At 75.2% G+C, this 23,586-nt stretch carries 22 protein-coding genes and 2 pseudogenes; 12 read left to right on the forward strand and 12 right to left on the reverse strand.

Going from position 1 to position 23,586, the window contains the following annotated elements; all coding sequences use genetic code 11:
- Positions 1–188 precede the first annotated feature (188 nt).
- Positions 189–785, reverse strand: a pseudogene (locus tag ACFHW0_RS22470) (NADH-quinone oxidoreductase subunit C); the annotation flags it as partial.
- A gap of 346 nt (positions 786–1,131) precedes the next feature.
- Between ACFHW0_RS22470 and ACFHW0_RS22475 the strand changes: the two are divergent.
- On the forward strand, positions 1,132–2,178 hold the full coding sequence (locus ACFHW0_RS22475; protein WP_416610516.1) for a glucose 1-dehydrogenase: 1,047 nt from the start codon (positions 1,132–1,134) through the stop codon (positions 2,176–2,178).
- 7 nt (positions 2,179–2,185) lie between these two features.
- Here ACFHW0_RS22475 and ACFHW0_RS22480 read toward each other — a convergent pair whose 3' ends face one another.
- Positions 2,186–3,502, reverse strand: a complete 1,317-nt coding sequence (locus tag ACFHW0_RS22480) for a DUF2252 domain-containing protein (protein WP_416610518.1) — start codon at positions 3,500–3,502, stop codon at positions 2,186–2,188.
- 59 nt (positions 3,503–3,561) lie between these two features.
- On the reverse strand, positions 3,562–4,152 hold the full coding sequence (locus ACFHW0_RS22485; RefSeq protein ID WP_132231313.1) for an NADH-quinone oxidoreductase subunit B: 591 nt from the start codon (positions 4,150–4,152) through the stop codon (positions 3,562–3,564).
- Positions 4,153–4,375: 223 nt separating this feature from the next.
- Here ACFHW0_RS22485 and ACFHW0_RS22490 point away from each other — a divergent pair, with 223 nt between their 5' ends.
- From ACFHW0_RS22490 to ACFHW0_RS22500, 3 genes are all read left to right on the forward strand, one after another.
- Positions 4,376–5,305 (forward strand): hypothetical protein, encoded by a 930-nt coding sequence (locus ACFHW0_RS22490; protein WP_416610520.1) that lies wholly within the window; start codon positions 4,376–4,378, stop codon positions 5,303–5,305.
- 182 nt (positions 5,306–5,487) lie between these two features.
- Positions 5,488–6,054, forward strand: a complete 567-nt coding sequence (locus ACFHW0_RS22495; RefSeq protein WP_416610522.1) for a SigE family RNA polymerase sigma factor — start codon at positions 5,488–5,490, stop codon at positions 6,052–6,054.
- The gene (locus ACFHW0_RS22500) at positions 6,047–7,234 is read left to right on the forward strand and encodes a hypothetical protein (protein ID WP_416610524.1); all 1,188 of its coding nucleotides are present in this window, start codon (positions 6,047–6,049) and stop codon (positions 7,232–7,234) included. The genes ACFHW0_RS22495 and ACFHW0_RS22500 overlap by 8 nt, the downstream gene beginning before the upstream one ends.
- Before the next feature lie 40 nt (positions 7,235–7,274).
- Here the strand turns inward: ACFHW0_RS22500 and ACFHW0_RS22505 are convergent, their stop codons facing one another.
- Genes ACFHW0_RS22505 through ACFHW0_RS22515 form a run of 3 tightly spaced genes read right to left on the reverse strand, consistent with a single transcriptional unit; the run spans position 7,275 to position 10,585 of the window.
- Positions 7,275–8,810 (reverse strand): pyridoxal phosphate-dependent decarboxylase family protein, encoded by a 1,536-nt coding sequence (locus tag ACFHW0_RS22505; protein WP_416610526.1) that lies wholly within the window; start codon positions 8,808–8,810, stop codon positions 7,275–7,277.
- A 27-nt stretch (positions 8,811–8,837) separates the two neighbouring features.
- On the reverse strand, positions 8,838–10,241 hold the full coding sequence (locus ACFHW0_RS22510; protein WP_416610528.1) for an MFS transporter: 1,404 nt from the start codon (positions 10,239–10,241) through the stop codon (positions 8,838–8,840).
- A 32-nt stretch (positions 10,242–10,273) separates the two neighbouring features.
- Positions 10,274–10,585, reverse strand: coding sequence for an MGMT family protein (locus tag ACFHW0_RS22515; RefSeq protein WP_416610530.1), 312 nt, complete (start codon positions 10,583–10,585; stop codon positions 10,274–10,276).
- Between the two features lie 13 nt (positions 10,586–10,598).
- On the opposite strand from ACFHW0_RS22515, the gene proB reads away from it, so the two are divergent.
- The 8 genes from proB (at position 10,599) to ACFHW0_RS22555 (ending at position 16,215) form a co-directional block, all read left to right on the forward strand.
- Entirely contained in the window at positions 10,599–11,756 is a 1,158-nt protein-coding gene (proB, locus tag ACFHW0_RS22520; protein WP_416610532.1) for a glutamate 5-kinase, read from the forward strand.
- A gap of 11 nt (positions 11,757–11,767) precedes the next feature.
- Positions 11,768–13,012 (forward strand): glutamate-5-semialdehyde dehydrogenase, encoded by a 1,245-nt coding sequence (locus ACFHW0_RS22525; protein WP_416610534.1) that lies wholly within the window; start codon positions 11,768–11,770, stop codon positions 13,010–13,012.
- Positions 13,013–13,141: 129 nt separating this feature from the next.
- Positions 13,142–13,540, forward strand: coding sequence for a YbaB/EbfC family nucleoid-associated protein (locus ACFHW0_RS22530; RefSeq protein ID WP_416610536.1), 399 nt, complete (start codon positions 13,142–13,144; stop codon positions 13,538–13,540).
- A 2-nt stretch (positions 13,541–13,542) separates the two neighbouring features.
- On the forward strand, positions 13,543–13,869 hold the full coding sequence (locus ACFHW0_RS22535) for a WXG100 family type VII secretion target (protein WP_416610538.1): 327 nt from the start codon (positions 13,543–13,545) through the stop codon (positions 13,867–13,869).
- Positions 13,870–13,896: 27 nt separating this feature from the next.
- Complete coding sequence (locus tag ACFHW0_RS22540; RefSeq protein WP_121399926.1) at positions 13,897–14,391, forward strand: hypothetical protein; 495 nt, start codon at positions 13,897–13,899, stop codon at positions 14,389–14,391.
- A complete protein-coding gene (locus ACFHW0_RS22545) occupies positions 14,384–15,001 on the forward strand; it encodes a hypothetical protein (protein ID WP_416610540.1) in 618 nt (205 codons plus the stop codon). The genes ACFHW0_RS22540 and ACFHW0_RS22545 overlap by 8 nt, the downstream gene beginning before the upstream one ends.
- Entirely contained in the window at positions 14,998–15,618 is a 621-nt protein-coding gene (locus tag ACFHW0_RS22550) for a hypothetical protein (RefSeq protein WP_416610542.1), read from the forward strand. Before ACFHW0_RS22545 ends, ACFHW0_RS22550 begins: the two co-directional genes overlap by 4 nt.
- An 81-nt stretch (positions 15,619–15,699) precedes the next feature.
- Entirely contained in the window at positions 15,700–16,215 is a 516-nt protein-coding gene (locus ACFHW0_RS22555) for an SUKH-4 family immunity protein (RefSeq protein ID WP_416610544.1), read from the forward strand.
- Positions 16,216–16,360: 145 nt separating this feature from the next.
- Here ACFHW0_RS22555 and ACFHW0_RS22560 read toward each other — a convergent pair whose 3' ends face one another.
- The 6 genes and pseudogenes from ACFHW0_RS22560 to ACFHW0_RS22585 form a co-directional block, all read right to left on the reverse strand.
- Positions 16,361–17,251 (reverse strand): prenyltransferase/squalene oxidase repeat-containing protein, encoded by an 891-nt coding sequence (locus ACFHW0_RS22560; RefSeq protein WP_416610546.1) that lies wholly within the window; start codon positions 17,249–17,251, stop codon positions 16,361–16,363.
- 30 nt (positions 17,252–17,281) lie between these two features.
- On the reverse strand, positions 17,282–18,463 hold the full coding sequence (gene moeZ / locus ACFHW0_RS22565) for an adenylyltransferase/sulfurtransferase MoeZ (RefSeq protein WP_416610548.1): 1,182 nt from the start codon (positions 18,461–18,463) through the stop codon (positions 17,282–17,284).
- A 110-nt stretch (positions 18,464–18,573) separates the two neighbouring features.
- The gene (locus tag ACFHW0_RS22570) at positions 18,574–19,299 is read right to left on the reverse strand and encodes a DUF3152 domain-containing protein (protein WP_416610550.1); all 726 of its coding nucleotides are present in this window, start codon (positions 19,297–19,299) and stop codon (positions 18,574–18,576) included.
- A gap of 238 nt (positions 19,300–19,537) precedes the next feature.
- Positions 19,538–20,389 (reverse strand): DUF3152 domain-containing protein, encoded by an 852-nt coding sequence (locus ACFHW0_RS22575; RefSeq protein WP_416610552.1) that lies wholly within the window; start codon positions 20,387–20,389, stop codon positions 19,538–19,540.
- A gap of 104 nt (positions 20,390–20,493) precedes the next feature.
- Positions 20,494–21,468, reverse strand: coding sequence for an alpha/beta fold hydrolase (locus ACFHW0_RS22580; RefSeq protein ID WP_416610554.1), 975 nt, complete (start codon positions 21,466–21,468; stop codon positions 20,494–20,496).
- Between the two features lie 38 nt (positions 21,469–21,506).
- A pseudogene (locus tag ACFHW0_RS22585) lies at positions 21,507–22,880 on the reverse strand (hypothetical protein); the annotation flags it as partial.
- Between the last annotated feature and the right edge of the window lie 706 nt (positions 22,881–23,586).

Below are 23,586 nucleotides of genomic sequence, written 5' to 3' on the forward strand. Positions count from 1 at the left end.
GCGCCGGGCGGCGGACCGGCGTCGGCCGCCGGGTCGGCGGGTCCGGTGGCCGCCGGGTCGGCCGGCGCCGGGCCGTCGGCGGTGGCGGCGGGCCGGGCGGTACGGGGTGGACGGGCCCCCGGGGCCGGCCGGGCGGGCCGCTCCCGGGCCGGACGGGCCGGCGTGCCGCCGCGCGGCCCCTCCCCGACCCCGCCCGCACCGGCAGGTGTCGGCGTCGTCCCCCACTCCCCCGGCGCGGGTACGCCCGGCGGGCGGATCGGCCGGCGCCCGCCGCCGGCCTCGGACTCGCCCGGTTCCTTCGCGCCCGGCCAGGGCTTCGCCACCCGGGAGGCGAGCACGAACTCCTTGCGCAGCGGGTGCCCCTCGAACTCGGGCGGCAGCAGCAGCGGCGCCAGCCCGGGGTGGCCGGGAAAGTCGATGCCGAACATCTCGTGCGTCTCCCGCTCGTGCCATGCGGCACCCGGGTAGACGTCGACCACCGAGGCGACCGCCGGGGCCTCCCGGGGCACCCGGGTGCGCAGCAGCAGCCCGTGCCGGCGGGTGGTCGACCAGAGGTGCGCCACCACGTCGAAGCCGCCGGCGAGCTCGTCGACGGCGGAGAGCCAGTCGAAGTAGTCGCAGGCCAGCCCGGCGTCGTCGCGGGCCGCGCGGAGCGCGTCCGGCCAGTTCGCCGGGGGTACGTCGACGGTGGCGCGGGCGTGCGCCTGGCCGCCGGAGACCGACGGGGTCACCTCGGCGGGCGCGAGCAGCGCCACCATCCGCTGCCCGACCTCTTCCGGAGTCATGCCGCTGATCCTAGGTCCTGCCCCGCGCCCCCCACCCAACCGAACGCCCCACCACCCCCACCCACCCACCCCCCGCCCCCACCCCACTCCCCTCCCGGGACACCCCCCACCCGGCCGATCATGCAGTCGTGGTGCCCACTTCAGCCCGGTACGCGACCTCCGTCCCCCACCACAACTGCATGATCGCGGGGGTGGGGGCGGGGGGTGAGGGCGGGGAGGTGGGGGGTGGGGAGGTGGGGGGGAGGTGGGGGGTGGGCGGGAGCGGGGAGGTGGGGGTGGGCGGGGGCGGGAGGGGGATGTGAGCGCTTTGGCGGCGGGAGGGCGGGTGGCGGGGAAGGATGGGGGCGTGCGCGCTGTGACTGTCAACCCGGGGGTCGCCGACTCCCTGCGGCTGGCCGACGACCATCCGGAACCGCCGCCCGAGGAGGGCGCGATCCTGGTCGAGGCGCTGGCGGTGGGGATCTGCGGCACCGACCACGAGATCATCGCCGGTGAGTACGGCGAGGCGCCGCCCGGCGCGGACCGGCTGGTGCTGGGGCACGAGTCGCTGGGCCGGGTGCTGGAGGACCCGTCGGGCACGCTGCAACCCGGCGACCTGGTGGCGGGCGTCGTCCGGCACCCCGACCCGGTGCCCTGCCCGAACTGCGCGGTCGGCGAGTGGGACATGTGCCGCAACGGTCGGTTCACCGAGCACGGCATCAAGGCCCTGCCCGGCTTCGCCCGGGACCGCTGGCGGCTGCAACCCCGGTTCGCCGTGGGACTGGACCGGGCCCTCGCCTCGGTCGGCATGCTGCTGGAGCCGACCAGCGTGGTGGCGAAGGCGTGGGAGCACATCGAGCGCATCGGTGCCCGCGCCGAGTGGCAGCCGCGGACCGTACTGGTCACCGGGGCCGGGCCGATCGGCCTGCTGGCCGCGCTGCTGGCCACACAGCGCGGGCTCGCCGTGCACGTGCTGGACCGCAACACCACCGGGCCGAAGCCGGACCTGGTCCGGGCGCTCGGGGCGACCTACCACACGGTGCCCGTCGGCGAGCTGGACTTCGAGCCCGACGTGGTGCTGGAGTGCACCGGGGCGCCGGTCGTCGTCCTCGACGTGATGTACAAGGCCGCGCCGACCGGCATCGTCTGCCTGACCGGCGTCTCCAGCGGCGGGCGGACCATCGACCTCGACGCCGGGGCGCTCAACCGCGCGCTCGTGCTGGAGAACAACGTGGTGTTCGGCTCGGTGAACGCCAACCGCCGGCACTGGGACCTCGCCGCCGCGGCGCTGGCCCGCGCCGACCGGTCGTGGCTCGACTCGCTGATCACCCGCCGGGTGCCGGTGGAGGCGTACGCCGAGGCGTACACCTCCGAGCCGGACGACATCAAGGTGGTGCTGGAGTTCGGCTCCTGACTTCCGCTCAGAGGCCGGGCAGCCGGCCGTTGCGGAACAGGTCGACGAAGAGCTGGTGGTCCTGCCGGGCGCGGACGCCGTACGCGTGGGCGAAGTCGACCAGGTGCGCCACGAAGCCCGCCTCGTCGGCGTCCACCGCCGCGACGATCGCCTCCTCGGTGGAGTAGTCGACCAGGTCGTGGCTGGACTCGTCGTCGGCCACCGAGTGCATCCGGGCCACCGCCCGGCCCAGGTCGGCCAGCACGCCGGCCAGCTCCTCCGGCTCGTTCACGTCGGCCCAGTCGAGGTCGGCCGCGTACGGGGAGACCTCGGCGACGAGCTGGCCGGCCCCGTCCAGCTCGGTGAAGCCCAGCCACGGGTCGGCGTGCGCCTGGAGCGCGCGCTGCGACTCGGCGGTGCGGTGCCCCTGGTGCTGGAAGTAGCCCGCGACCGTCTCGTCGGCGATGTGCCGGGCCACCGCCGGCACCTGGGCCTGCTTCATGTAGATGACGACGTCGTTCTCCAGCGCCTGGGTGTGCCCCTCCAGCAGCAGGTTGTACGACGGCAGCCCGGCCGAGCCGATGCCCACCCCCTTGCGCAGCACCACGTCCTTGATCTGCGTGGCGACGGGACGGAACCGGGCGGAGGAGGCGGGCAGCGTGCCGAGGTAGTCCTCGAACGCGGCGCAGACCCGCTCCCGGGTCTCGGCGTCGATCTCGAAGACGCCGTCGCCCAGCGAGAACCGGCGTTCGTAGTTGTCGATGGTGGTCTGCGTGGCGAGCAGGTCGACCCGGGTGTTGAGCCGCGCCTGCTGGAGCACCCGGCGGAGCACCCCGTCGGCGTTGTCCAGGGTGATCGAGCCGATCGCCTCCTCGCCACCGGCGGCGATGGCGCGCAGCTCGGTCAGGTACGACCCCGCGAAGCCGGCGACCAGGCCGCTGATCGCCCGGTCCGAGAGCGCCTTGGCGTAGCCGAGCAGCGCCACGCTCGCCGCCAGCCGCTTCAGGTCCCAGCTGAACGGCCCCACGTACGCCTCGTCGAAGTCGTTGACGTTGAACACGAGCTGCCCGGACGCGTTCATGTACGTGCCGAAGTTCTCCGCGTGCAGGTCGCCGTGGATCCACACCCGGCTGGTCCGGTCGCCGAGGAACCGGTCGTCGGCGAAGTCGCCGACCTGGTCGGCGTAGAAGAGCGAGGCGCTGCCCCGGTAGAAGGCGAACGGCGACGCGGCCATCTTGCGGAACTTGCGCCGGAAGGCGGCCGGGTCGAGAGCCATCGACGCGCCGAACTCCTCGGTGAGCACGTCGACGATGTGGGCGGAACGCTGGTCGGCGGAGTGGTTCATGGTGCGCAGGCTAGCCCTCACCGGCCAACCGGGGCCCTCGTCCGACCGGACGGTACGGCTCAGGGGGTGGGCGGGCGGACCGGCGGGGCGGTCAGCGACTCCGCCGAGCGCGGGAGCACCCCGGTGGAGCCGGCGTCGGCCGGCGGGGCGTCGACCGGCGGGGCGAGCGCGTCCGGCCGGGGCACCCCGCCGATCCCGGACTGCTCGGCGGCGATCTTCTCCTGGAGGCGCAGGATGCCGTGCAGCAGCGCCTCGGGCCGGGGCGGGCAGCCGGGCACGTAGACGTCGACCGGGATGAGCTGGTCGACACCCTTGGTCACCGAGTACGAGTCCCAGTAGGGGCCGCCGCAGTTGGAGCACGCGCCGAACGAGATGACGTACTTCGGCTCGGGCATCTGGTCGTAGAGCCGCTTGATGGCGGGCGCCATCTTGTCGGTGACCGTCCCGGAGACGACCATGAGGTCGGCCTGCCGGGGCCCGTGCGCGAACGGGATCACGCCGAGGCGCATGAAGTCGTGCCGGCCCATGCTGGTGGCGATGAACTCGATCGCGCAGCAGGCCAGGCCGAAGTTGAAGACCCAGAGCGAGTAGCGGCGGCCCCAGTTCAGCACGAACCGGATCGGCTCACCGAGCACTCCCGGCACCTGCACGACCGCCCCCTTCCCGAGCATTGCCACCAGTCAACCACAGCCGCCGTCGACGCCGACCGGTCGCTCGGTCCGCGCGACCCCGGCCACAGCGCCGTCGGGTGAGCGACACCGGTTCATGTCCATCGCTCGCAACCGCTCCCGGCGGTGAGGGGTGTCCTACCCGTACCACCGCCCGGCGGCAGAGGCTGCGGGCGGAACCACGGGGATCTGGAGGACACGCACAATGGCACGTACCATCGCCCGCCGGCTCGCTGCCGGCGTCCTGGGCGCGGGGCTCGCCCTGCTCGGCATGGCGGCGCCCGCCGCGCAGGCCGCCGCGCCGGCCGACACGTCGGTGTCGGTCGGCCGGCTGGTGCTCAACCCGACCGACCGGGGGTACGTCGGCAGCCTGCCGGTGACCGTCGACTACCGAGGGGAGCAGCCGGCGTACCTCGACCTGACCGTGACCGAGCCGGTGCCGGGCGCCAACACCGGCATGACCCCGTCGGCACCCTGCATGTACGGCCGCGAGCAGCCGCTGCGGAACATCTACTGCACGGTCCCGGGTGACGCCCTGCAACCGGGTGAACGGCGTCGGTTCACGATCGAATTCCAGGTGCTGACCACCCCGCGGGCCCACGCCATGTCCACCCCCGGCGGCCGGGTGACGGTCGGGACCGGGGACGCGAACCCGGCCGACGACAGCCGGGCGTTCGACACCCTGTTCCGCTCCACCTCCGGCTCGCTGCGCCACCCACGGCCGTACGTCTGGGACACGCGGACCGACGCGTCGCTGACGGTCGGACCGGCGGCCGTCCTCGCCCGGCAGGGGGACGGAAGCTGGCTGGGCCGGCTGCCGGTGACCGTGCGGGTCGCGGGCGACGCCGCGCACGACGGGTACTCCCTGGATCCGACGCTGCCGGCCGGGGTGCACGTCGCCGGCATCGAGCCGGTGGACGTCTGCACCGGCACCTGCTCCGTGCCGGGCGGGCGGTTCATGCCGGGCGAGGAGCGCTCGGTCTCGCTGCTGCTCCGCGCGCCCGCCGAGGTCACCCCGGGCGACCTGGGCACGGGCTCGTTGCGGCTGTACGCGATGTTCGGCTGGAACAACGAACTGGTCGACGTCGACCCGGCCGACAACACCGCCGCGTTCACCGTCAGCGCCACCGGCTGACGAACCACGGATCAGGCGGACGCGCGGCCGTGGGCGACCCCCACGGCCGCGCGCCGCTTCCCGCGCGACCCGTCGTCGGCCGCCCGCCGTCGGATCCACGACCGCGCGGGCCGCAACCGGCCGCGGCCCGGTGGAGTGTTACCGCCGCCAGACGCCCACGGTGGCTCGAACGGGGAGGGACAGTGACAGTGACGATGGGGGCCCGCGCCAACGAACCACCTCCGACGGTCGACGCGCCGGCCGGCGGGGGCGGGGCGGCGATCACCTTCGACGACTTCTACCACGCGCACTTCCGGAGCGTGACCGCGCAGCTCTGCGCGTACACGGGAGACCTGGGCCAGGCCCAGGACCTGGCCCAGGAGGCGTTCTGCCGGGCGCTCGCCCGGTGGGACCGGCTGGTCCGCTACGACGACCCGGTGGCCTGGGTCCGGCGGGTGGCCTGGAACCTCGCCCGCAGCCGGTGGCGTCGCCTGCGTACCGCCCGCAGTCACCTGCTGCGGCAGCGGCGGGTGGAGACGCAGGTGCCGGGCCCGACGCCGGACCGGGTGGCCATCGACAGGGCGCTCGCGGCGCTGCCCGAGAAACACCGGCGGGCCGTCGTCCTGCACTACCTCGCCGACATGTCCGTCGCCCAGATCGCCGTGCAGGAGGGGGTGGCCGAGGGAACGGTCAAGTCGTGGCTGCACCGGGGCCGCGCCGTCCTGGCCACCCTGCTCGACGAGAACCCGGAGGGAGTCGGTCATGCCTGAGCAGGACCCGCTGCGGGCGCGCTTCGCCGCGTACCGCGGAGACGTGACGGACCGGATCGACGGTCCGGGCCCGGACGCGGCCCGGCGTACGCTGCGACGTCGCCGCCGCGCCACCGTCGCGACCGGGGCGCTCGCCGTCGCGCTGGTGGTGGCCCCGATCGCCGCTGTCGCGGCACTGCGGGAGACCCCGCCGCCGGGACCGCCGGCGGCCACGCCGACGGCCGACCCGAGCTGGTCCCCGTCGCCCGAGCCCTCTCCCGACGCGTCGCGGTCGCCGTCGTCGCCGACCGCGCCGGACGGCCGGATCACCGAACGGCAGCTGCGCGCCGCCGCGCTCGACCTGCCGGCCTGGGCCGGCCGCAACTGCGCCGACACCACGCGGGTCTCCCTGCTGCCGGCCACCACGACGGAGGTGGACCGGCCCTACCTGATCAGCGTCACGCAGGGCGACGTCGACGCCGACGGCGCCACCGAGACGCTGGCCCTGCTCGGCTGCCGCATCGGCGAGGCGTCGGCGAAGCAGGTGGTCGCCTTCGACCGGGACGCCGCCGGGCGGATCGTCACGCTGGGGCGGGTGGCCCGGACGCACGAGGGGGGTGACGGCGGCTTCGAGGACGTCCGCACGGTCGCCGTGGCCGGTGGGAAGGTCCGCGTCCAGGTCGCCGACATCCAGCCCTGTTGCAGCATCCCGGCGTACTGGGCGCGCCAGCAGTGGCGGACGTACGGCTGGGACGGCGAACGGTTCGCCCAGACCGACGGGCCGACCACCTGGGGGCGGGACACCCGGCTCACCGACCTCGCGATCTCGGCCGGGCCGCTCGTCCTCGGCGCGGCGGACCAGCTCGGCCGGCGGCAGGCCACGGTGACCTTGACCGTGACCAACCGGGGACCGGTCGACGCGGACCACGTCGCCTTCCACGAACTGGAGGGCGTCGGCACGCCGGACGGCGGCGACTGGGACCGGTGCGAGCCGGCCCGGGGACGGTCGGACTGGCCGCCGTGCCTGACCGACGGGGTGCCGGCCGGGGAGCGCCGGAGCTGGACCTTCCGTTTCCGCGTCGGACCGGAGGGTCCCGGGGCGGACGTGTCTGCCCGGGTGGTCCACCACGGCGCCGATCACCGCCACTGGCCGGACCTCGCACCCGGCAACAACCAGGTCGACGTCCGCGTGGAGGGGTGATCCGGCGGCGGCGTCCACCCGACGGGGTGGACGCCGCCGCTCACCAGGTGGGACGTTGCAGCAGGCCGACGAACTCCACCAGCAGGCGTTCCCGCAGCGCCGGCGGCGCGGCGTCGAGCAGGGTGTTCACCACCGCCATCCGCCCGGGCGGCGAACCGCCGGGACCGGCCGCGTCGGCGGAACCGGCGGGACCGGCCGCTCCGGCGGGGGTGGGGCCGGTCAGGCCCAGGCCGGCGGCCAGGCCCGCGACCAGGTCCGGGGTGAGCGCGTCGGGGGTGAGCGTGGTCGCGAGGGCGAGCAGCTCGGCGGGGAGCGTCACCGGCCCGGCGGCCCGCGTGGCGGCCACGGCGTCGGCCAGGTCCGGGCCGAACTCGGCCACCCGGGGCGCCACCGCCGCGGTCACCGTCAGGTGCACGCTCGGCGGCAGGTCGGCGTACGACAGCTGGGGCTGGGTGTGCCAGCCGCGGGCGGCCAGCTCGTCGACCAGGGCGAAGAGGTCGAGGCCCGGATCGGTGGCGGTGAAGCAGACGACGGTCGACTCCGGCTCGGCCATCAGCCGCAGACCGTCGACCGCGCGGACGGCGTCGGCCAGGCCGGCGACGGCGTCCCGCGTGGCCGCCGCGAGCCGCAGGTACCCGTCGTCGCCGAGGTGCCGCAGGGTGGCGTACGCGGCGGCGATCGGCCCACCGGAGCGGGTGGAGGCGATGACCGGGTTGACCATCGTGTAGCCGGGCCAGTCCGCGTACGCGAAGTACTGCGGGGCGCGCAGCGCCGGATCGCGGTGCAGCAGCACCGACACGCCCTTCGGGGCGTACGCGTACTTGTGCAGGTCCACCGAGATCGAGGTGACCCCCGCGACCGCGAAGTCGAACGGCGGCACGTCCGCCCCGAGGCGGCGCAGGTACGGCAGGGTCCAGCCCCCGAAGCACGCGTCCACGTGGCAGCGCACCCCGGCGGCGGCGGCCGCTCCGGCGATCTCGGCGACCGGATCGACCACGCCGTGCGCGTACGAGGGGGCGGAGCAGGCCACCAGCACGGTCTCCGGGCCGATGGCGGCGGCCACGTCGGCGGCGGCCGGCCGGAGGGTCAGCGCCGACACGGGCACCGTGTCCACGGCGACCCGCAGGTAGTGCGCCGCCTTGGCGAACGCGGCGTGGGCGCTGGCCGGCACCACGATCCGGGGTGCCTCGATCTCCGGGTGGGCGTCCCGGGCGGCCTTGACGGCGAGGATCAGCGACTCCGTGCCGCCGCTGGTGACGCTGCCGACGACGTCCGGCGCGGCCCTGCCGGGGCCGCCGCCGAGCAGCCGGGCGGCCGCACCGACCAGCGCGTTCTCCATCGCCAGCAGCGACGGGAAGGCGGTCGGGTCGAGCCCGTTGACGTGGGCGCTGCCGGCGTACGCGGTGGCGGCCAGCTCGTCCAGCCCCGGCACCGCGGGGTCGTAGACGTACGCGAACAGCCGCCCCCCGTGCGTGGGCCGGTCGCCGCCCCGCAGGGCGCGCACCTCCGCCAGCACCCGCTCGGCGGGCAGCCCGTTGCCGGGCAGCGCCCGCCGGTCAGCTTCGTCGTCGATCATGGAGTCGTGGTGCCCTTTCCATGGGGTTCAGCGGCTTTCGTCCCCCACCACAACCGCATGATCGGCGGGGTGGGTACGGGCGGCGGCCAGGCGGGCCGGGGTGAGGTCGTAGGGGCGCAGGGCGAGGACCGCCAGGCCCACCAGGAGGGCGGGGAGGACGGTGAAGCCGATCAGGATGCCCAGCCGGGCGGTGTCGGACTGGGTGGCCGCCGTGCCGGTGTCGGAGGAGACGTAGCCGCTGAGCTGGAGCACCAGGCCGAAGATGCCCGGCCCGAGGGCCAGCCCGAAGGTCTCCCCGGCCGTCCAGAGCCCGGTGAAGACGCCGGCCTGCCGCCGGCCGGTGCGCGCCGTGTCGTACGCGATGCAGTCCGGGAGCATGGCGAGGGCGAACACCTGCTGCCCGGCGTAGCCGACGCCGATCAGCGCGACCAGCAGGTAGACCGCGGGCGGGGGCAGCACCGGGGCGGCGACCAGGGCCAGCGCACCCACCGCGAAGATCAGCGAGGCGGCGACCAGGGCGGCGAGCTTGCCGACCCGTGCCCCGACCCGGGTCCAGAGCGGCATCACCAGCAGCGCGGGCCCGACGAAGCAGGCGAACAGGACGGTCGGCCCGCCCTTGGGATCGCGCAGGATCTGGTCGGCGAAGTAGTTGACCCCGGCAAGGACGGTGGCCACCCCGGCGGACTGCACCACGAAGCAGACCAGCAGCGCCCGGAACGGCCGGTTACGGGCGGCGACGGCGAGCTGGGCGCGCAGCGTCGGCTCGCTCTCCCCCACCGTGCCGCCGGGCGCGGAGCGGGTGCCGAGGAACGCGCCGAGCGCGCCGAGCACGATCAGCGCGGCGACGAAGAGCCCCATCCAGCGGTGCCCGGGGACGCCTCCCCCGCCCGCGTCGCGCACCAGCGGAGCCACCGCGCCGGAGACCAGGATGGCCAGCGCCAGCACCGCGATCCGCCAGCTCATCAGCCGGGTACGTTCGGCGTAGTCGCCGGTCAGCTCCGCCGGCATCGCCACGTACGGCACCTGGAAGAAGGCGAACGCGGTGGCGGTGGCGAGGAAGGCCACCGCCACGTACGCCCCGGCGGCCGGCCCGGCGCCGAACGGCGCGGCGAAGATGGCGGCGAAGAGCACGCCGAGGGCGAGCCCGGCGCCCAGCAGGTACGGCCGGCGGGCGCCCCAGCGCGACCGGGTGCGGTCGGAGATCCGGCCGGCGACCGGGTTCACCAGCACGTCCCACGCCTTCGGCAGGAGCACCAGCAGGGCCGCCGCGCCCGCCGCGACGCCGAGGGTGTCGGTCAGGTACGGCAGCAGGAGCAGGCCGGGCACGGTGCCGAACGCGCCCGTGGCCAGCGATCCGAGCGCATAACCGGCGTGCACCCGGCGCGGCAGCACGCCAGCGACCGGAGCAGCTCCACCCGAGGGCGCGTCCATGACGCCGAATGTTACTCACGTTATGGCACGGGTCACATCCCCTCCCCGGGGGACCAGCTCGCCCTCATGTCCACCCCGTCGCCGCGCAGCGGCGTCCCCTCGGCGCGCAGCCGGTCCCGCGCCTCCCGCTCGTGACCGGGTGGCAGGCGGCCGGCCGCGTTCACCACCCGGTGCCACGGCACGCCCCCGCCGTGCCGCGCCATGATCGAACCGACCAGCCGGGCCGACGCCCGCCCCGAGCGTTCGGCCAGCGCGTCGGCCACCGCCCCGTACGACATCACCCGGCCCGGCGGGATCCGCTCGACCAGTTCCAGCACCGCCTCGACGTACTCGTCAGGTCTCACGACCGGCCACGATATGAGAACGCGCCGGGGCGCGCCGGCACCGACCACGCAGAATGGGCGGGTGCGCGACATGGTCACGGCGGCCCGGCGGGTCGTCGTCAAGATCGGTTCCTCCTCGTTGACCACCGCCGAAGGCGGGTTGGACGACGGGCGGGTCGACGCGCTCGTCGGCACCCTGGGCGCGCTCGCCGCCGGGGGCCGGGAGGTCGTGCTGGTCAGTTCCGGCGCGATCGCGGCCGGCCTCGCGCCGCTGGGGCTGTCCCGGCGCCCGCGCGACCTGGCCACCCAGCAGGCCGCCGCCAGCGTCGGGCAGGGCCTGCTGATCGGCCGGTACGCCGCCGCCTTCGCCCGGCACGGGCTCACCGTCGGGCAGGTCCTGCTCACCGTCGACGACGTGACCCGGCGGGCGCACTACCGCAACGCGTACCGCACCCTGCGCAAGCTGCTCGACCTGCGGGCGGTGCCGATCGTCAACGAGAACGACACGGTCGCCACCGAGGAGATCCGGTTCGGCGACAACGACCGGCTGGCCGCCCTCGTCGCCGCACTGGTCCACGCCGACCTGCTGGTGCTCCTCTCCGACGTGGACGCCCTCTGGACCGGCGACCCCACCCGCCCGGGCTCCAGCCGGATCAGCGAGGTGCTCGACGAGCGGGACCTGACCGGGGTCGACATCGGCGGCGCCGGCCGGGCCGGCGTGGGCACCGGCGGCATGGTGACGAAGGTGGAGGCGGCCCGGATCGCGACCGGATTCGGCATCCCGGTGGTGCTGACCGCCGCGCCCCTGGCCGCCCCGGCGCTGGCCGGCGAGCCCGTCGGCACCCTGTTCCACCCGAGCCGCCGGCGCCCGACGGCCCGGCTCTTCTGGCTGGCCCACGCCACCACCCCCCGGGGGCGGCTGCACCTCGACCCGGGCGCGGTCGCGGCGGTGGTGGGCCGGCGCAAGTCCCTGCTGCCCGCCGGGATCACGGCCGTGGACGGGGCGTTCACCGCCGGCGACCCGGTCGACCTGGTGGACGTCGAGGGCGCGCCGGTCGCCCGGGGACTGGTCAACTACGACGCGGTCGAGCTGCCCGGGCTGCTCGGCCGGTCCACCACGGAACTCGCCGCGGCGCTCGGCCCGGCGTACGAACGGGAGGTCGTCCACCGCGACGACCTCGTACTGCTGTGAGGAGTGCGGCGATGAGCGTGAGCGAACAGGCCCGACGGGCGCGTACGGCGGCGGAGGCGCTGGCCGTCGCCACGCGTACGGCCAAGGACGCCGCGCTGGTGGCGATGGCCGACGCGCTGGTGGCGCGTACGCCGGAGATCCTGGCCGCGAACGCGACGGACCTGGCGGCCGGGCGCGAGGCCGGGCTGAGCGAGGCCGTGCTGGACCGGCTGGCCCTCGACGCGGCGCGGGTGGCCGGCATCGCCGACGCGCTGCGGCAGATGGCCGCGCTGCCGGACCCGGTGGGCGAGGTGGTCCGGGGCTCGACCCTGCCCAACGGGCTGGAGCTGCGCCAGATCCGGGTGCCGTTCGGCGTGGTGGGCATCGTCTACGAGGCCCGGCCGAACGTGACGGTCGACGCCGCCGGCATCTGCCTGAAGTCCGGCAACGCGGCGCTGCTGCGCGGCTCCTCGTCGGCGGCCAACTCCAACGCCGCCCTGGTCGCCGTGCTGCGGGACGCGGTGGGCGACGCGGGCCTGCCGGCGGACGCGGTGCAACTGCTCGACGCCACCAGCCGCGACTCGGTCAAGGAGCTGATGCGCGCCCGGGGCCTGGTCGACGTGCTGATCCCGCGCGGCGGCGCGTCCCTGATCCGCACGGTGGTGGAGGAGTCCACCGTGCCGGTGATCGAGACCGGCGTGGGCAACTGCCACGTCTACGTCGACGCCGCCGCCGACCTGTCGAAGGCCGTCGCCGTCGCGCTGAACGCGAAGACCCAGCGGCTCTCCACCTGCAACACCGCCGAGTCGCTGCTCGTGCACGCGGCGGTCGCCGACGCCTTCCTGCCGCCGATGCTGGCCGCCTTCGCCGAGGCCGGCGTCACCGTGCACGGCGACGACCGGGTCGCCGCCCACTCCACCGCGGTGCGGCCCGCCACCGACGAGGACTTCGCCACCGAGTACCTCTCGGCCGACATCTCGGTCGCCGTCGTCGACTCGCTCGACGCGGCGGTCGCACACATCCGGCGGTACGGCACCGGGCACACCGAGGCGATCGTCACCGACTCGGCCACCGCCGCCCGGGAGTTCGTGGCCCGGGTGGACGCGGCGGCCGTGATGGTCAACGCCTCGACCCGGTTCACGGACGGGGGCGAGTTCGGCTTCGGCGCCGAGATCGGCATCTCCACGCAGAAGCTGCACGCCCGCGGCCCGATGGGCCTGCCCGAGCTGACCTCCACCAAGTACGTGGTGACCGGGAACGGCCACCTGCGCGGCTGACCCTCCCCGCGACGCTCGCATGTGCCCGGACGGCCGGAGACGTGACCGCCGGGCGGCGGGGCCACCGCCGGATTGCGGGTGACCGCTAGTCTGGGTCGGGTTCGGCACGGCTTGTCTTGGGGAGGCGGCATGCTGGGCGAGAGTGCCCTGGAACAGCAACTGGCGCAGGCGCGGGCCGCGCTGCGCGAGGTCGGTGGCGCCGCCGCACCCCGGGAGCGTTCGGAGTCGGTGGCCGAGGCCGCCGACGGGCGGATCCGGGTCACGCTCGGCACCGACGGCCGGGTCAGCGCCGTCGACATCGACCCGCGGGTGCTCCGGGAGGGCTCGGAATACCTCGCCGCCGAGCTGCGCCAGGCGGTCAACGCCGCGCTCGACGGCCAGGACGACGGGGCCGCCGCCACCGAACCGATGCCCGACCTCGCCGCGATGACCGCCACCATCGAACGCCTCCAGGACCAGGGCCTGCGGCAGATGCGGGAGATCAGCCAGGCCGTCAGCGAGACAATGCGGAAACTGCACGGGAGCTGAGCGTGGAGAGCCTCGACGTCGACATCGACGCGCTGGGTCGCGGCGCGGACGAGCTGGAGCAGGCCAAGGAGTCCGTCCGCCAGGTCTTCGAGAGCTTCCAGGCGGCGGTCGGCGGCTACGCCGCGGCCTTCGGCGGCGACGACATCGGGTCGCTGCTGGGCGTCGCCCACCAGGCGTGCGTGGACGCGCTGGCCGAGTGCCTCGGCACCAACATCACCGAGCTGGAGAGCTACGTCGACGGCCTGCGCGGGATGGCCGACGGCTACCGCGCCGCCGAGGAGAACGCGGCCGCGTCCTTCCGCTCGATCCTCGGCTCGCTGGGCGGCTGAGCCGCCCGACCTACGAAAGGAGTCGCGGTGGGCCTGACGCTCCCGGGTGAGCTCGCCTCCCTGCTCTCGATGCTCGGCTACGAGTGGCCCCAGTCGGACGAGACGGCGATCTTCCAGCTCGCCGGGGAGTGGACCGGCATGGCCGGCCAGATCTCCGGCTCGGTCGCGCAGCTGGAGTCGGCGGCGCGCACGGTGCTCGACAACAACCGGGGCGAGAGCTTCACCGCCTTCGCCGGCGAGTGGAACGACAAGGAGTCGGCCGCCCGCAACGTCGCCGACGTCGCCCGCCCGGCCACCGTCATCGGCGTCGGGCTGATGGTCGCGGCGGGCGTGGTGCTGGCCCTGAAGATCCAGGTGATCGTCCAACTGGCCCTGCTGGCGATCCAGATCGCGCAGGCGATCGTGACGGCGGCGGTCACCTTCGGGGCGTCCCTCCTCCAGATCCCGATCTTCAAGATGATCACCGGTCTCATCATCGACCAGCTCATCGGCATGGCCGTCGAGACGGTGCTCAATGGCTAGGAAGCGGACCAGCCCGCCCCGGCAGACGCAGGCCAAGGGCGCCCGCGTCGTCTCGGCCTACCTGGAGAACGCCGACGTCTTCCGCACCGCCAAGTCGGTTGGCACGAAGCCGAAGGGCCCGGCGGTGCTGGTGCTGAAGAACCGGCCGGACTTCGACAGGCGGGACTTCGACCGCAAGGCCCGCGACCTGCAACGGCTCGGCCAGGACGGGGCGCTGAAGAAGGCGCCGTCGGACCGGGACAGCAACAAGGTCTACGACCCCGCCACGGGCAAGCGACGCACCCGCACCAACGTCTACCGGGACCGGATGATCCGCAGCCTGACCAAGGACGGCCGTCTCACCCAGGACATGGGCACCCCGGAGACGAACAAGTACCTGGCCAACAAGAACGTGGTCGAGCGCCTCTACGCGGGCAAGGGGCCGATCACCGCCCGGGGCCAGGGTTACGACCCCGACCACATCCAGGAGCTGCAACTGGACGGAACGGACACGTACGATAATCTCAGGCCGATGGACGCCTGGACGAATCGCCAGCTCGGCAGCGACATCTCCGTCGCGCTGCGGGACGTTCCCGAGGGCACCCCGGTCATCGTGAAGGTGATCCCGTGACCGGCCCGCAGGACCCGGCGCGCCTCGACCGCATCCGCGAGAAGCTCGCGCTGCTGCGGCGCCTGGAGGCCGAGCGCGGTTTCGGCGTGGTCATCGGCGAGCCGACCCCGCTGGAGCCGATCCCCGACCTGCCCGGCGTGGCCGAGGTCTACGCTCTCTTCGGCCGGCTGGCCGGCGACAACTTCCGGTTCGAGACGCCCGAGGAGATCCGCAGCCCGGCGGCCTGGGCGGCCCGCACGGTGGACGAGGACGACCCGATGGGCAGCCCGCTCGCGGTCGGCCACGAGGTGCACAGCATCCCGCCCCGGCTGCGCGGCGAGATCGGGGCGGGGGCGCCGATCCGCCTCGACACCGAGGATCTCGACGTCTACTGGATGGAGCCGGACGACTACGTCTTCCAGTACGAGCACCCCGACGAGGACGTGGAGTTCACCGTCATCGCACCCGACGTGGCCACGTTCTTCGACGAGCACGTGCTCGGTCCCGCCTACCCGGAGCTGGTCGCCGTCGTCCTCGGGCCCGGCGTCCGGGACCAGCGGCTCCGCAAGGGCCGGCACGCCGGTGAGTACGCCGACAACTGGCGGCGCCTGCTGATCGCCGCCGACCTGTCGTCCTGACGCCGCCACGCACCCGGCGTCCCGGCGCCGCAGCTCGCGGCGCCCGCACACCGTCCACACCCGAGACGCGAAGGACCAACGATGGCCGCTGACCCCCGGTTCCGCTCACTGTGGAACGAGGACGAGCTCATCCCGTACCCGCGCGAGGCGTGGCTGGAGGGGGGCTTCGATCCCGACATGCTGCCCGCCGGCGACGAGATCCCGCTCGACGTGGCGGTCGTCTACACGGCCTTCCTCGAAGGCGACATCGAGCTGTTCGACACGATCCAGCTCAGCACCGAGGACGGCTCGCTGGACATCCGGCTGATCGTGGTGGGCGCGGTCGCCGACAACCCCGACCTGCTCTACGTGCTCGACCCGGGCACCGGCGAGATCCTCCAGTTCGACCTGGAGCAGCAGGACGTCCAGGCCGTCAACAGCAACTTCCGCACCTTCGTCGAGTTCCTCTACCAGTTCGCGCTCTTCGTGGAGGCCGACGAGGGCAAGCCGGGCCGGGCCGAGCGGGCGGAGACGCTGCGCACCGTCCTGGAGAGCATCGACCGCGCCGCGTTCGCCCCGGACGCCTGGTGGCCGCTGGTGATCAGCCAGCTCAGGTGAGGCCGGGCGGTCCCGCGCCCGGCTGACCGGGAGTGCGTTCCGGGGGTCCACGCCGGCGACGCCGACGTGCGCCACCCCGGGCCGGCGACGCCGACGTGCGCCACCCGCGGCGACCCGGCCGGGCCGACGGCCGGCGGATCGAGGCTCAGCGGCAGGCCCGGATCGCGCTCAGCGTGGCGTGCACGTCGAACTGGTGCCCGTCGTCACTGGACCACCCGCCGTCGCTGCGCTGGGTCTCGGCCAGCCGCCGCCGCGCCCGCGCCAGCAGCCACTCGTCGCCCTCGATGCCGACGCGGCGCAGCGTCGCGGCCAGCCAGGCCACGTCGCCGGGAGACATCTCCGGCACCCGCTCCGCGAGTATCACCTGGATCCGCGCCGCCTCGTGCAACATGTCCTGCCGGTGCAGGACCGCCGCGCTGAGCCAGCCGGCGGGCAGGAAGGACGGCCAGCCGCCGTCCGGGCGCAGCCGGGCGACGAGCGACTGCGCGGCGGCGTGCACGACGCCCGCGTACGCGCCGCCGACGCGGTGGTCGAGCGGTCCGGCCGCCCGCGCGTCCAGGCCGGCGACGGTCAGCCAGAACCCGGCGTTCGCGGTCAGGTGGAACCCCGCCTCGGGGTCGCCCGGCCGGGCCCACTCGGGGGCGGCGTCGGCCAGCGCCGGGTCCTCCTCCCAGCCGCCGTCGGACAACTGCCGCGCGGCCAGCCAGTCCAGGGCCCGGCGGGCGGCCGGACGGCCGAGCGCACCGAGATCGTCCAGCTCGGACAGGCGGAAACACGTGGCGTCCACGGAGGAGATCTCCCCGCCCAGCGTCGCCGGCCAGCCGCCGTCGGGCGCCTGGCCGACCTCGGCGGCGTCGAGCAGTTCGGAAGGTGACGGCGCGCCGGTGCGCAGCCGGGACAGACGGGCGCGGTCCACCGCGTCCCCGTGTGCCACGACGAACCCGACCGCCGCATCGATGTCGACCACGGCGGCAACGCTACCTGCGGAAACGTGATCGCGCCTCGGCGAATCGGCCGAGGTCGCGGGGGTCGGCACGGCCCGCCGCGACCTCGGCCGACGGCGCGGTCAGTACGCCGGCAGCGACGGGTCGATCTGCTTGATCCAGGAGAGCACGCCGCCCTGCACGTGCACCGCGTCGCGGAAGCCGGCCGCCTTGAGCGCGGCGAGCGCCTCCGCCGAGCGGACCCCGGACTTGCAGTGCAGCACGATCTGCCGGTCCTGCGGGAGCTTGGCGAGCGCCTCGCCCGAGATGATCTCGCCCTTGGGGATCAGCGTCGCGCCGGGGATCCGGACGATCTCGTACTCGGCCGGCTCGCGGACGTCGACGAGGAAGATGTCCTTGCCCGCGTCCTGCCACTCCTTGAGCTCCAGCGCGGTGATGGTCGCGTCCACCACCGCCTCCTGGGCCTCCACCGACACCGCGCCGCAGAAGTCCTCGTAGTCCTCCAGCAGGTCGGTGACCGTGGGGTTCTCGCCGCAGAGCACGCAGTTCGGGTCCTTGCGGACCTTGATCTTGCGGTAGCTCATCTCCAGGGCGTCGTAGACCATCAGCCGGCCCACCAGCGGCTCCCCGATGCCGGCGAGCAGCTTGATCGCCTCGTTGACCTGGATGGAGCCGATCGACGCGCAGAGCACGCCGAGCACGCCACCCTCGGCGCAGGAGGGGACCATGCCGGGCGGCGGGGGCTCGGGGTAGAGGCAGCGGTAGCAGGGGCCGTGCTCGGCCCAGAACACCGACGCCTGGCCGTCGAAGCGGTAGATCGACCCCCAGACGTACGGCTTGCCGAGCAGCACCGCCGCGTCGTTGACCATGTAGCGGGTGGCGAAGTTGTCGGTGCCGTCGACGATCAGGTCGTAGCGGGAGAAGATGTCCCGCACGTTCTCCCGGTCCAGCGCCGTGTTGTGGATCTCCACGTGCACCAGCGGGTTGATCTCGCGGATCGAGGACGCGGCCGACTCGGCCTTGGAGCGGCCGACGTCGGAGACGCCGTGGATGATCTGGCGCTGGAGGTTGGACTCGTCGACGGTGTCGAAGTCGATGATGCCGAGCGTGCCGACCCCGGCGGCGGCGAGGTACATCAGGGCCGGCGAGCCGAGGCCGCCGGCGCCGACACAGAGCACCCGGGCGTTCTTCAGCCGCTTCTGCCCCTCGACCCCGACGTCCGGGATGATCAGGTGGCGCGAGTAGCGGCGGATCTCGTCAACGGTCAGCTCGGCGGCGGGCTCGACGAGCGGGGGCAACGACACGGTGGACTCCCCGGGATCGGCTGAAGGCGAACCGAGCCATTGTCGCTCGCACCGACCTCGATCGGCCATGAGGAGCGACACGTCGCCCGAACTGCGGGAAGGGGAATAACTCAGGTTCCGGGAACGACCTCGCCGTCGTAGCGCGAGCCGTCGACGTACGGCCAGGCGTTGGCGGCGCAGCCGTCCAGCCCGTACGTCTGCTGCTGCATCACCGGGGCCGGCTCGCCGGGCCCCGGGCAGGCCTGGTGCACCTCGCCCAGCTCGTGGCCCACCTCGTGGTTGACCACGTAGGCGCGGTAGATCTCCAGCGGCGCCCCGTAGTCGGGGACCGCCTCCAGCCAGCGCGCCAGGTTGATGATCACCTCTCCGGGAAGCCGGCAGGAGGTGTAGCCCTCGGTGCTCAGCCCGCCCTCGGCGCACATCCGCTCCGAGGTGCCCGGGGTGGCGAGGTAGACGGTGAAGTCGGCGTCGGCCGCCTCCGCCACCCGCCGCAGCCGCAGCTCCTCCGAGGCGATCCAGCTGCGGGGGTCGCCCAGCACCTCGTCCACGGTGGCGGCGAAGGCGGCGACGTCCTGGCCGGTGCCCCGCTCCACGGCCACCCGGTAGTACCGGACCGGCCCGTCGGTGCCCCGCACGGGAGAGTCGCCGGGCGCGGCGGTGAAGTCGCCCGTACCCGTGCGGGGGTAGGCGGGCGGCCGTGCGGGCTTGTCCGCCCCCGCCCCGTACGACGTCCGGCTCCCGTCGCCGGAGGTCGGCACAGCCGCGCGGTCGCCGGCCCGGGTCAGCGTCACGGCGGCCGTCGCCGCGAGCAGCAGGGTCACGCCGAGCCCCACCACCCGCCGGTCCCGGAGCGGGGCCGGCGGTCGCCGCCACCGCGCCGGCACGTGTGACGATGGCCGGGGTGGCGTCGGGCGGCGTGCCGGGCCAGGCGGGCCGGAAGGGGACGACGACGTCATGAACCGAGCGTCCCAACCAATCGGGCATTACGCCGCGAAAACGCGAATTACGCTCATCCCCGAGGGTGGATCCGGGCCGTTCCTCCCGGCCCGCGCCCGATGCGCGATCGCCGCCGGATCAGAGCCGCGGGCCCGCGTACCGGCGACCGTCGCGGTACGGCCAGGGATTGGCCACGCAGCCGTTGAGGAAGAGCGTCTGCTGCATCATCACCGGCGCCACCCGGCCCCTGCCGGGGCAGCGCTCGTGCCGGTGCCCCAACTGGTGCCCGACCTCGTGGTTCACCACGTACGTCCGGTAGACCGAGAGCGGCACCTTCGCGCTGACGTAGTGCGGCACCGAGAGCCGCCAGCGGTCCAGGTTGATGATCACCTTCCCGGGCGCCCGGCACGACGTGTAGGGCCGCCCGCCCACCCGGATGTCCACCCCTCCGGCGGCACAGAGCCGGCCCGCCGTCTTCGCCGTGGCGAGGTAGACCGTGAAGTCGTGCCGGGAGGCGGCGCGTACCTGCTGCAACCGCAGCCCGCCGTCGACCCAGCTCCCCGGCCCGGTGAGCGCCCGCTCGACGGCGGCGGCGAACTCGCCCGCGTCCTCGCCGGCGCCCGACTCCACGGCGACCCGGTAGCGGCGCAGCGTGCCCGCGTCACCCAGCACCGGGCCCACCCGGTCGTCGTAGCCGAAGCTGCCCCGGCCGGCCGACGGCACCGGCCCGGGCAGCCGGAGCACGGCCGGCGGGGGCTCGACGGCCGAGGGCGACGCGGCGGGCGACGACGGCAGCGGCGAGGCCGCCCCCGGCGCGAGCATCGGCGCGGAAGCCAACTCCTCGGCGGTGAGCGTCTCCGCGCCGACGTCGGCGCCCCGCCGGTCGGCGATCACCGCCACCGCCGCGCCGACCGCGAGCACCAGCGCGACCAGCTCCACGAGACGCCGCCGACGCGGCGGACGGCGGTGCCGCGGGCGGGTCAGATCCACGCCGCCGTCCCGTGGCGGCGACCCGGCCGGGGCACGACGGCGGCCCTCGGTGGGGGCCGGGGAATGGCGGGACGGGGTGGGGTGACGGGCAGGGGACATCCCGGTCAGCCTGCCATGTCGGACCGCCGGGCGGTGTCCCCCGTTTCGGTGAGCAGGCCCAGCACGGCCCTGGCCACCAGGCGCGGCACCTCCAGTTGCGCCACGTGGCCGACCCCGTCGAGCATCAGCAGCCGGCTGTCCGGGACGACGCGGGCCGTCTGCGGGGCCACCCGCACGTCCACCAGCCGGTCGGCCCGCCCGCCGACGACCAGGGTGGGCGCCTCGACCGTCGCGGCGAGCCGCCACAGCGACCCCGACCCCGGCAGGTACGACCGCAGGAAGCTGGAGACCAGGCCCCGGAACGTCCGGACGTACGCGGCGGCGTAGTGCGCGGCCTCGTGCCGCACCCGGATCTCCTCCAGCGCCTCCTCCCGGCGCTGGTCGCAGATCCGGCTGAGGTCGGCGACGCAGGACTCCATCACCTGCTGGGCCATCACCTCGGGCGCGATCTGGGCCAGCCGCCAGGCGGCGAGGCGCTCGCCCCGGGGGATCGCCAGCAGCGGCAGCATCCGGCCCTGCAACGAGCGCCGGAAGTCCAGGAACGGCAGCGCCGGCGAGATCAGGGTCAGGCTCCGGACCAGGTCCGGCCGCGTCCCCGCCACCTGCACCGAGATGGCCCCGCCCAGCGAGTTGCCGAACAGGTGCACCGGCCCCCGGCCGGAGTGTTCGATCCAGCGGATCACCCGGTCGGCGAAGGCCGGGACGGTGTACCGGCGACCCGGCTCGCTGCGGCCGAACCCCGGCAGGTCGATGGCCTGCCCGTCGAGGTGGTCGGCGAGCAGGTACGCCAGGTCGGTCCAGTTCTGCGACGAACCGCCGAGCCCGTGCACGTAGAGCGCCGGCTCCGCGCCGGGCGCGGTGGCCGGGGTGTCCCGGACGTACGTCACCGTGCCGTCGAGGCGTACCTCCCGCCCCGGCCAGGGCGGTGGGACGGAGTGCTCGGGAAGGAGGTGGTCCGGCCGGAGGGTGGCGCGCTTCATGACTCCAGTCTGCCCGGGGCCGCAACGACCGGCAGCGCTCAGGCCAGCAGCGCCTCGAGCCGGCGGTTGACCGCGGCCAGGGTGGCCCGGACGACCGCCTGCCGGGGGTCACCGGCGACCAGCGCGGAGCCGACGAGCTGCTCCACCCAGCCGTCGCAGACCAGCAGCACCACGACCGTGGCCACGTCGCAGTTGCCGAAGGGCACCACGGCGGCGTGCTCCACGAAGCAGCGTCCACGGTCGGGGCCGGCGTCGGGGCCGGGCTCGCCGCCGCGCAGCAGCTCGTCCACCGCCGCCGCCGCGGCCACCGCGCAGAGCCGCAGCACGTACCCGTCGACGGCCGGCCCGGTCGAGTAGCCGGCGGCGCTCTCCCCACCGGCGAGCAGGCGCACCTCCACGGTGGCGTCGAGCCCGAAGGTGCTCACCTGGACGTGGTCGATCACCACCCGGGGGCCCACCGCGCCGCCGGTGTCCAACGGCCGGGACGGCGCGGTCTCCGTCGTGGTCACCTGCCCACCGGAGTACGACGTGCCGACGGTCGCCGGGGCACCGGCCGGAGTCCCGGCCGGGGCGGCGGAGACCGAGCCGGGCTCCTCCACCGTGGCCCGGCCCCGGTGCGGGGCGACGGGTTGCCGGCGCCGGCGCGGGGTCTCGGGCGCCGCCTCGGGCCGCTGTTCGGCGCGGGTCGCGGCGGCCTCCGACGCGCTGCCGGGCACCCTGCCGCCGGGCACCCGGGGCTCGGCGGAGGACGGCTCGGCGGGGCGTGCCGCGACGCCCGCCGACCTGGGATCGGCGTCGCGCGGCTCCGCCGAGCGACGGCGCACCGGCGGGGCGGGGGCGGGCGGCACGCCGGGCAGGTTCTGCGGCGCGGCGGCCAGCCCCATCCGGTCCTGGAGCAGGCGGGCGACCTGCCGACTCACCTCGGCCGGGTCGGCCCCGTCGGCGAGGTCGAGCCGCAGGCTGTGCGCGCCGGCCGGGGTACGGCGCAGCGCCGCGCCGCGGACGCCGGCCACGCCGCGGACGGCGTCGAGGATGGCGTTGACGTCGAAGCCCTCCGGGCGCTCCCGCAGCGGGGCGGGCTCGTCGTCGCGACGCAGATGGGTGGCGATGCGGGCGAGTTCGGGGGTCTCGGCGGGTGGCTCCACGGCTGGCGGCTCCGGCACGACGGGCACGTCCGGCTCGGCGGGGACGCGCTGCGGCAACACCGCCGATGCGGGGTCCGGCGCCTGGTCGACGGCGGCCGGCTGGGCCGCCGGTGCCGGTTCGGGGGCGGACCGGCGGGCCGCGTACGGGGGCGCGCTCGCCGGGGCGGGCGCGGGCGGAGTGGACTCACGCCGCCCGAACCCGCTGGTGGCGGCCTCGGCGACGGGTCCGGCGGCGCTCTGCGGGCCGCCCGGGGACCTCGGGGCCGGCTCCGCGCTCTCCGGCCGGAGCCGGAACGGCCGGGTGACCCCCCGGTCCGGGGTGTCCTCGGCGCGGGGCGCCGTGGCGGCGCCTTCCGGGGCGTACGCGAGCGGGGGCGCGCCCGCCGGCGCGGGGACCGACCCGCCCGACGCCCAGGCCGGTCGCTCGGTCGGGGCCGACGGTTCGGCCTCGGGCCCCGTGGGCCGGTCGACGGGGGCGGGCGGTCGCTCGTACGCCGGCCGGGGCACCGGCGCGGTCTGGGCGACGTCGTAGGGGCGGCCGGGCTCGCGGGGCGGGTCGTAGGGACGGGGAGACTCGCCGCGCGGCGGCTCGTGCGGTTGCTGCGGCTCGCCGGCCCAGGCCGGCGGCTGTTCCTCGCGCCACCGGCGACCGACGGGCTCCGGCTCCTCGCGGGACCGGCGACCGACCGGCTCGGCCTCCTCGCGGGACCGGCGACCGACCGGCTCCGGCTCCTCCCGGACGCGCCGACCGGCAGGCTCGGCCTCCTCCCGGGACCAGGGCGGCGCCCACGCGGCACCCCAGCTCGGGCGGTTCCAGTTCGGGCCGGTCCAGTCCGGTTCGGTGCTCGGCGGCCACTCGGCGGCCGACTGTCGCGAGCCGCCCGGTTCCGACCGCGACGACGGTTCCCGGTCGCCGCCCGGAACGTGCTGCGCACCGGCCGCCGGCTCGGCGGCCGGGGACCGGTCGGCACCC

The organism is Micromonospora sp. LOL_025 (genome assembly GCF_048060285.1).
Lineage (GTDB): Bacteria > Actinomycetota > Actinomycetes > Mycobacteriales > Micromonosporaceae > Micromonospora.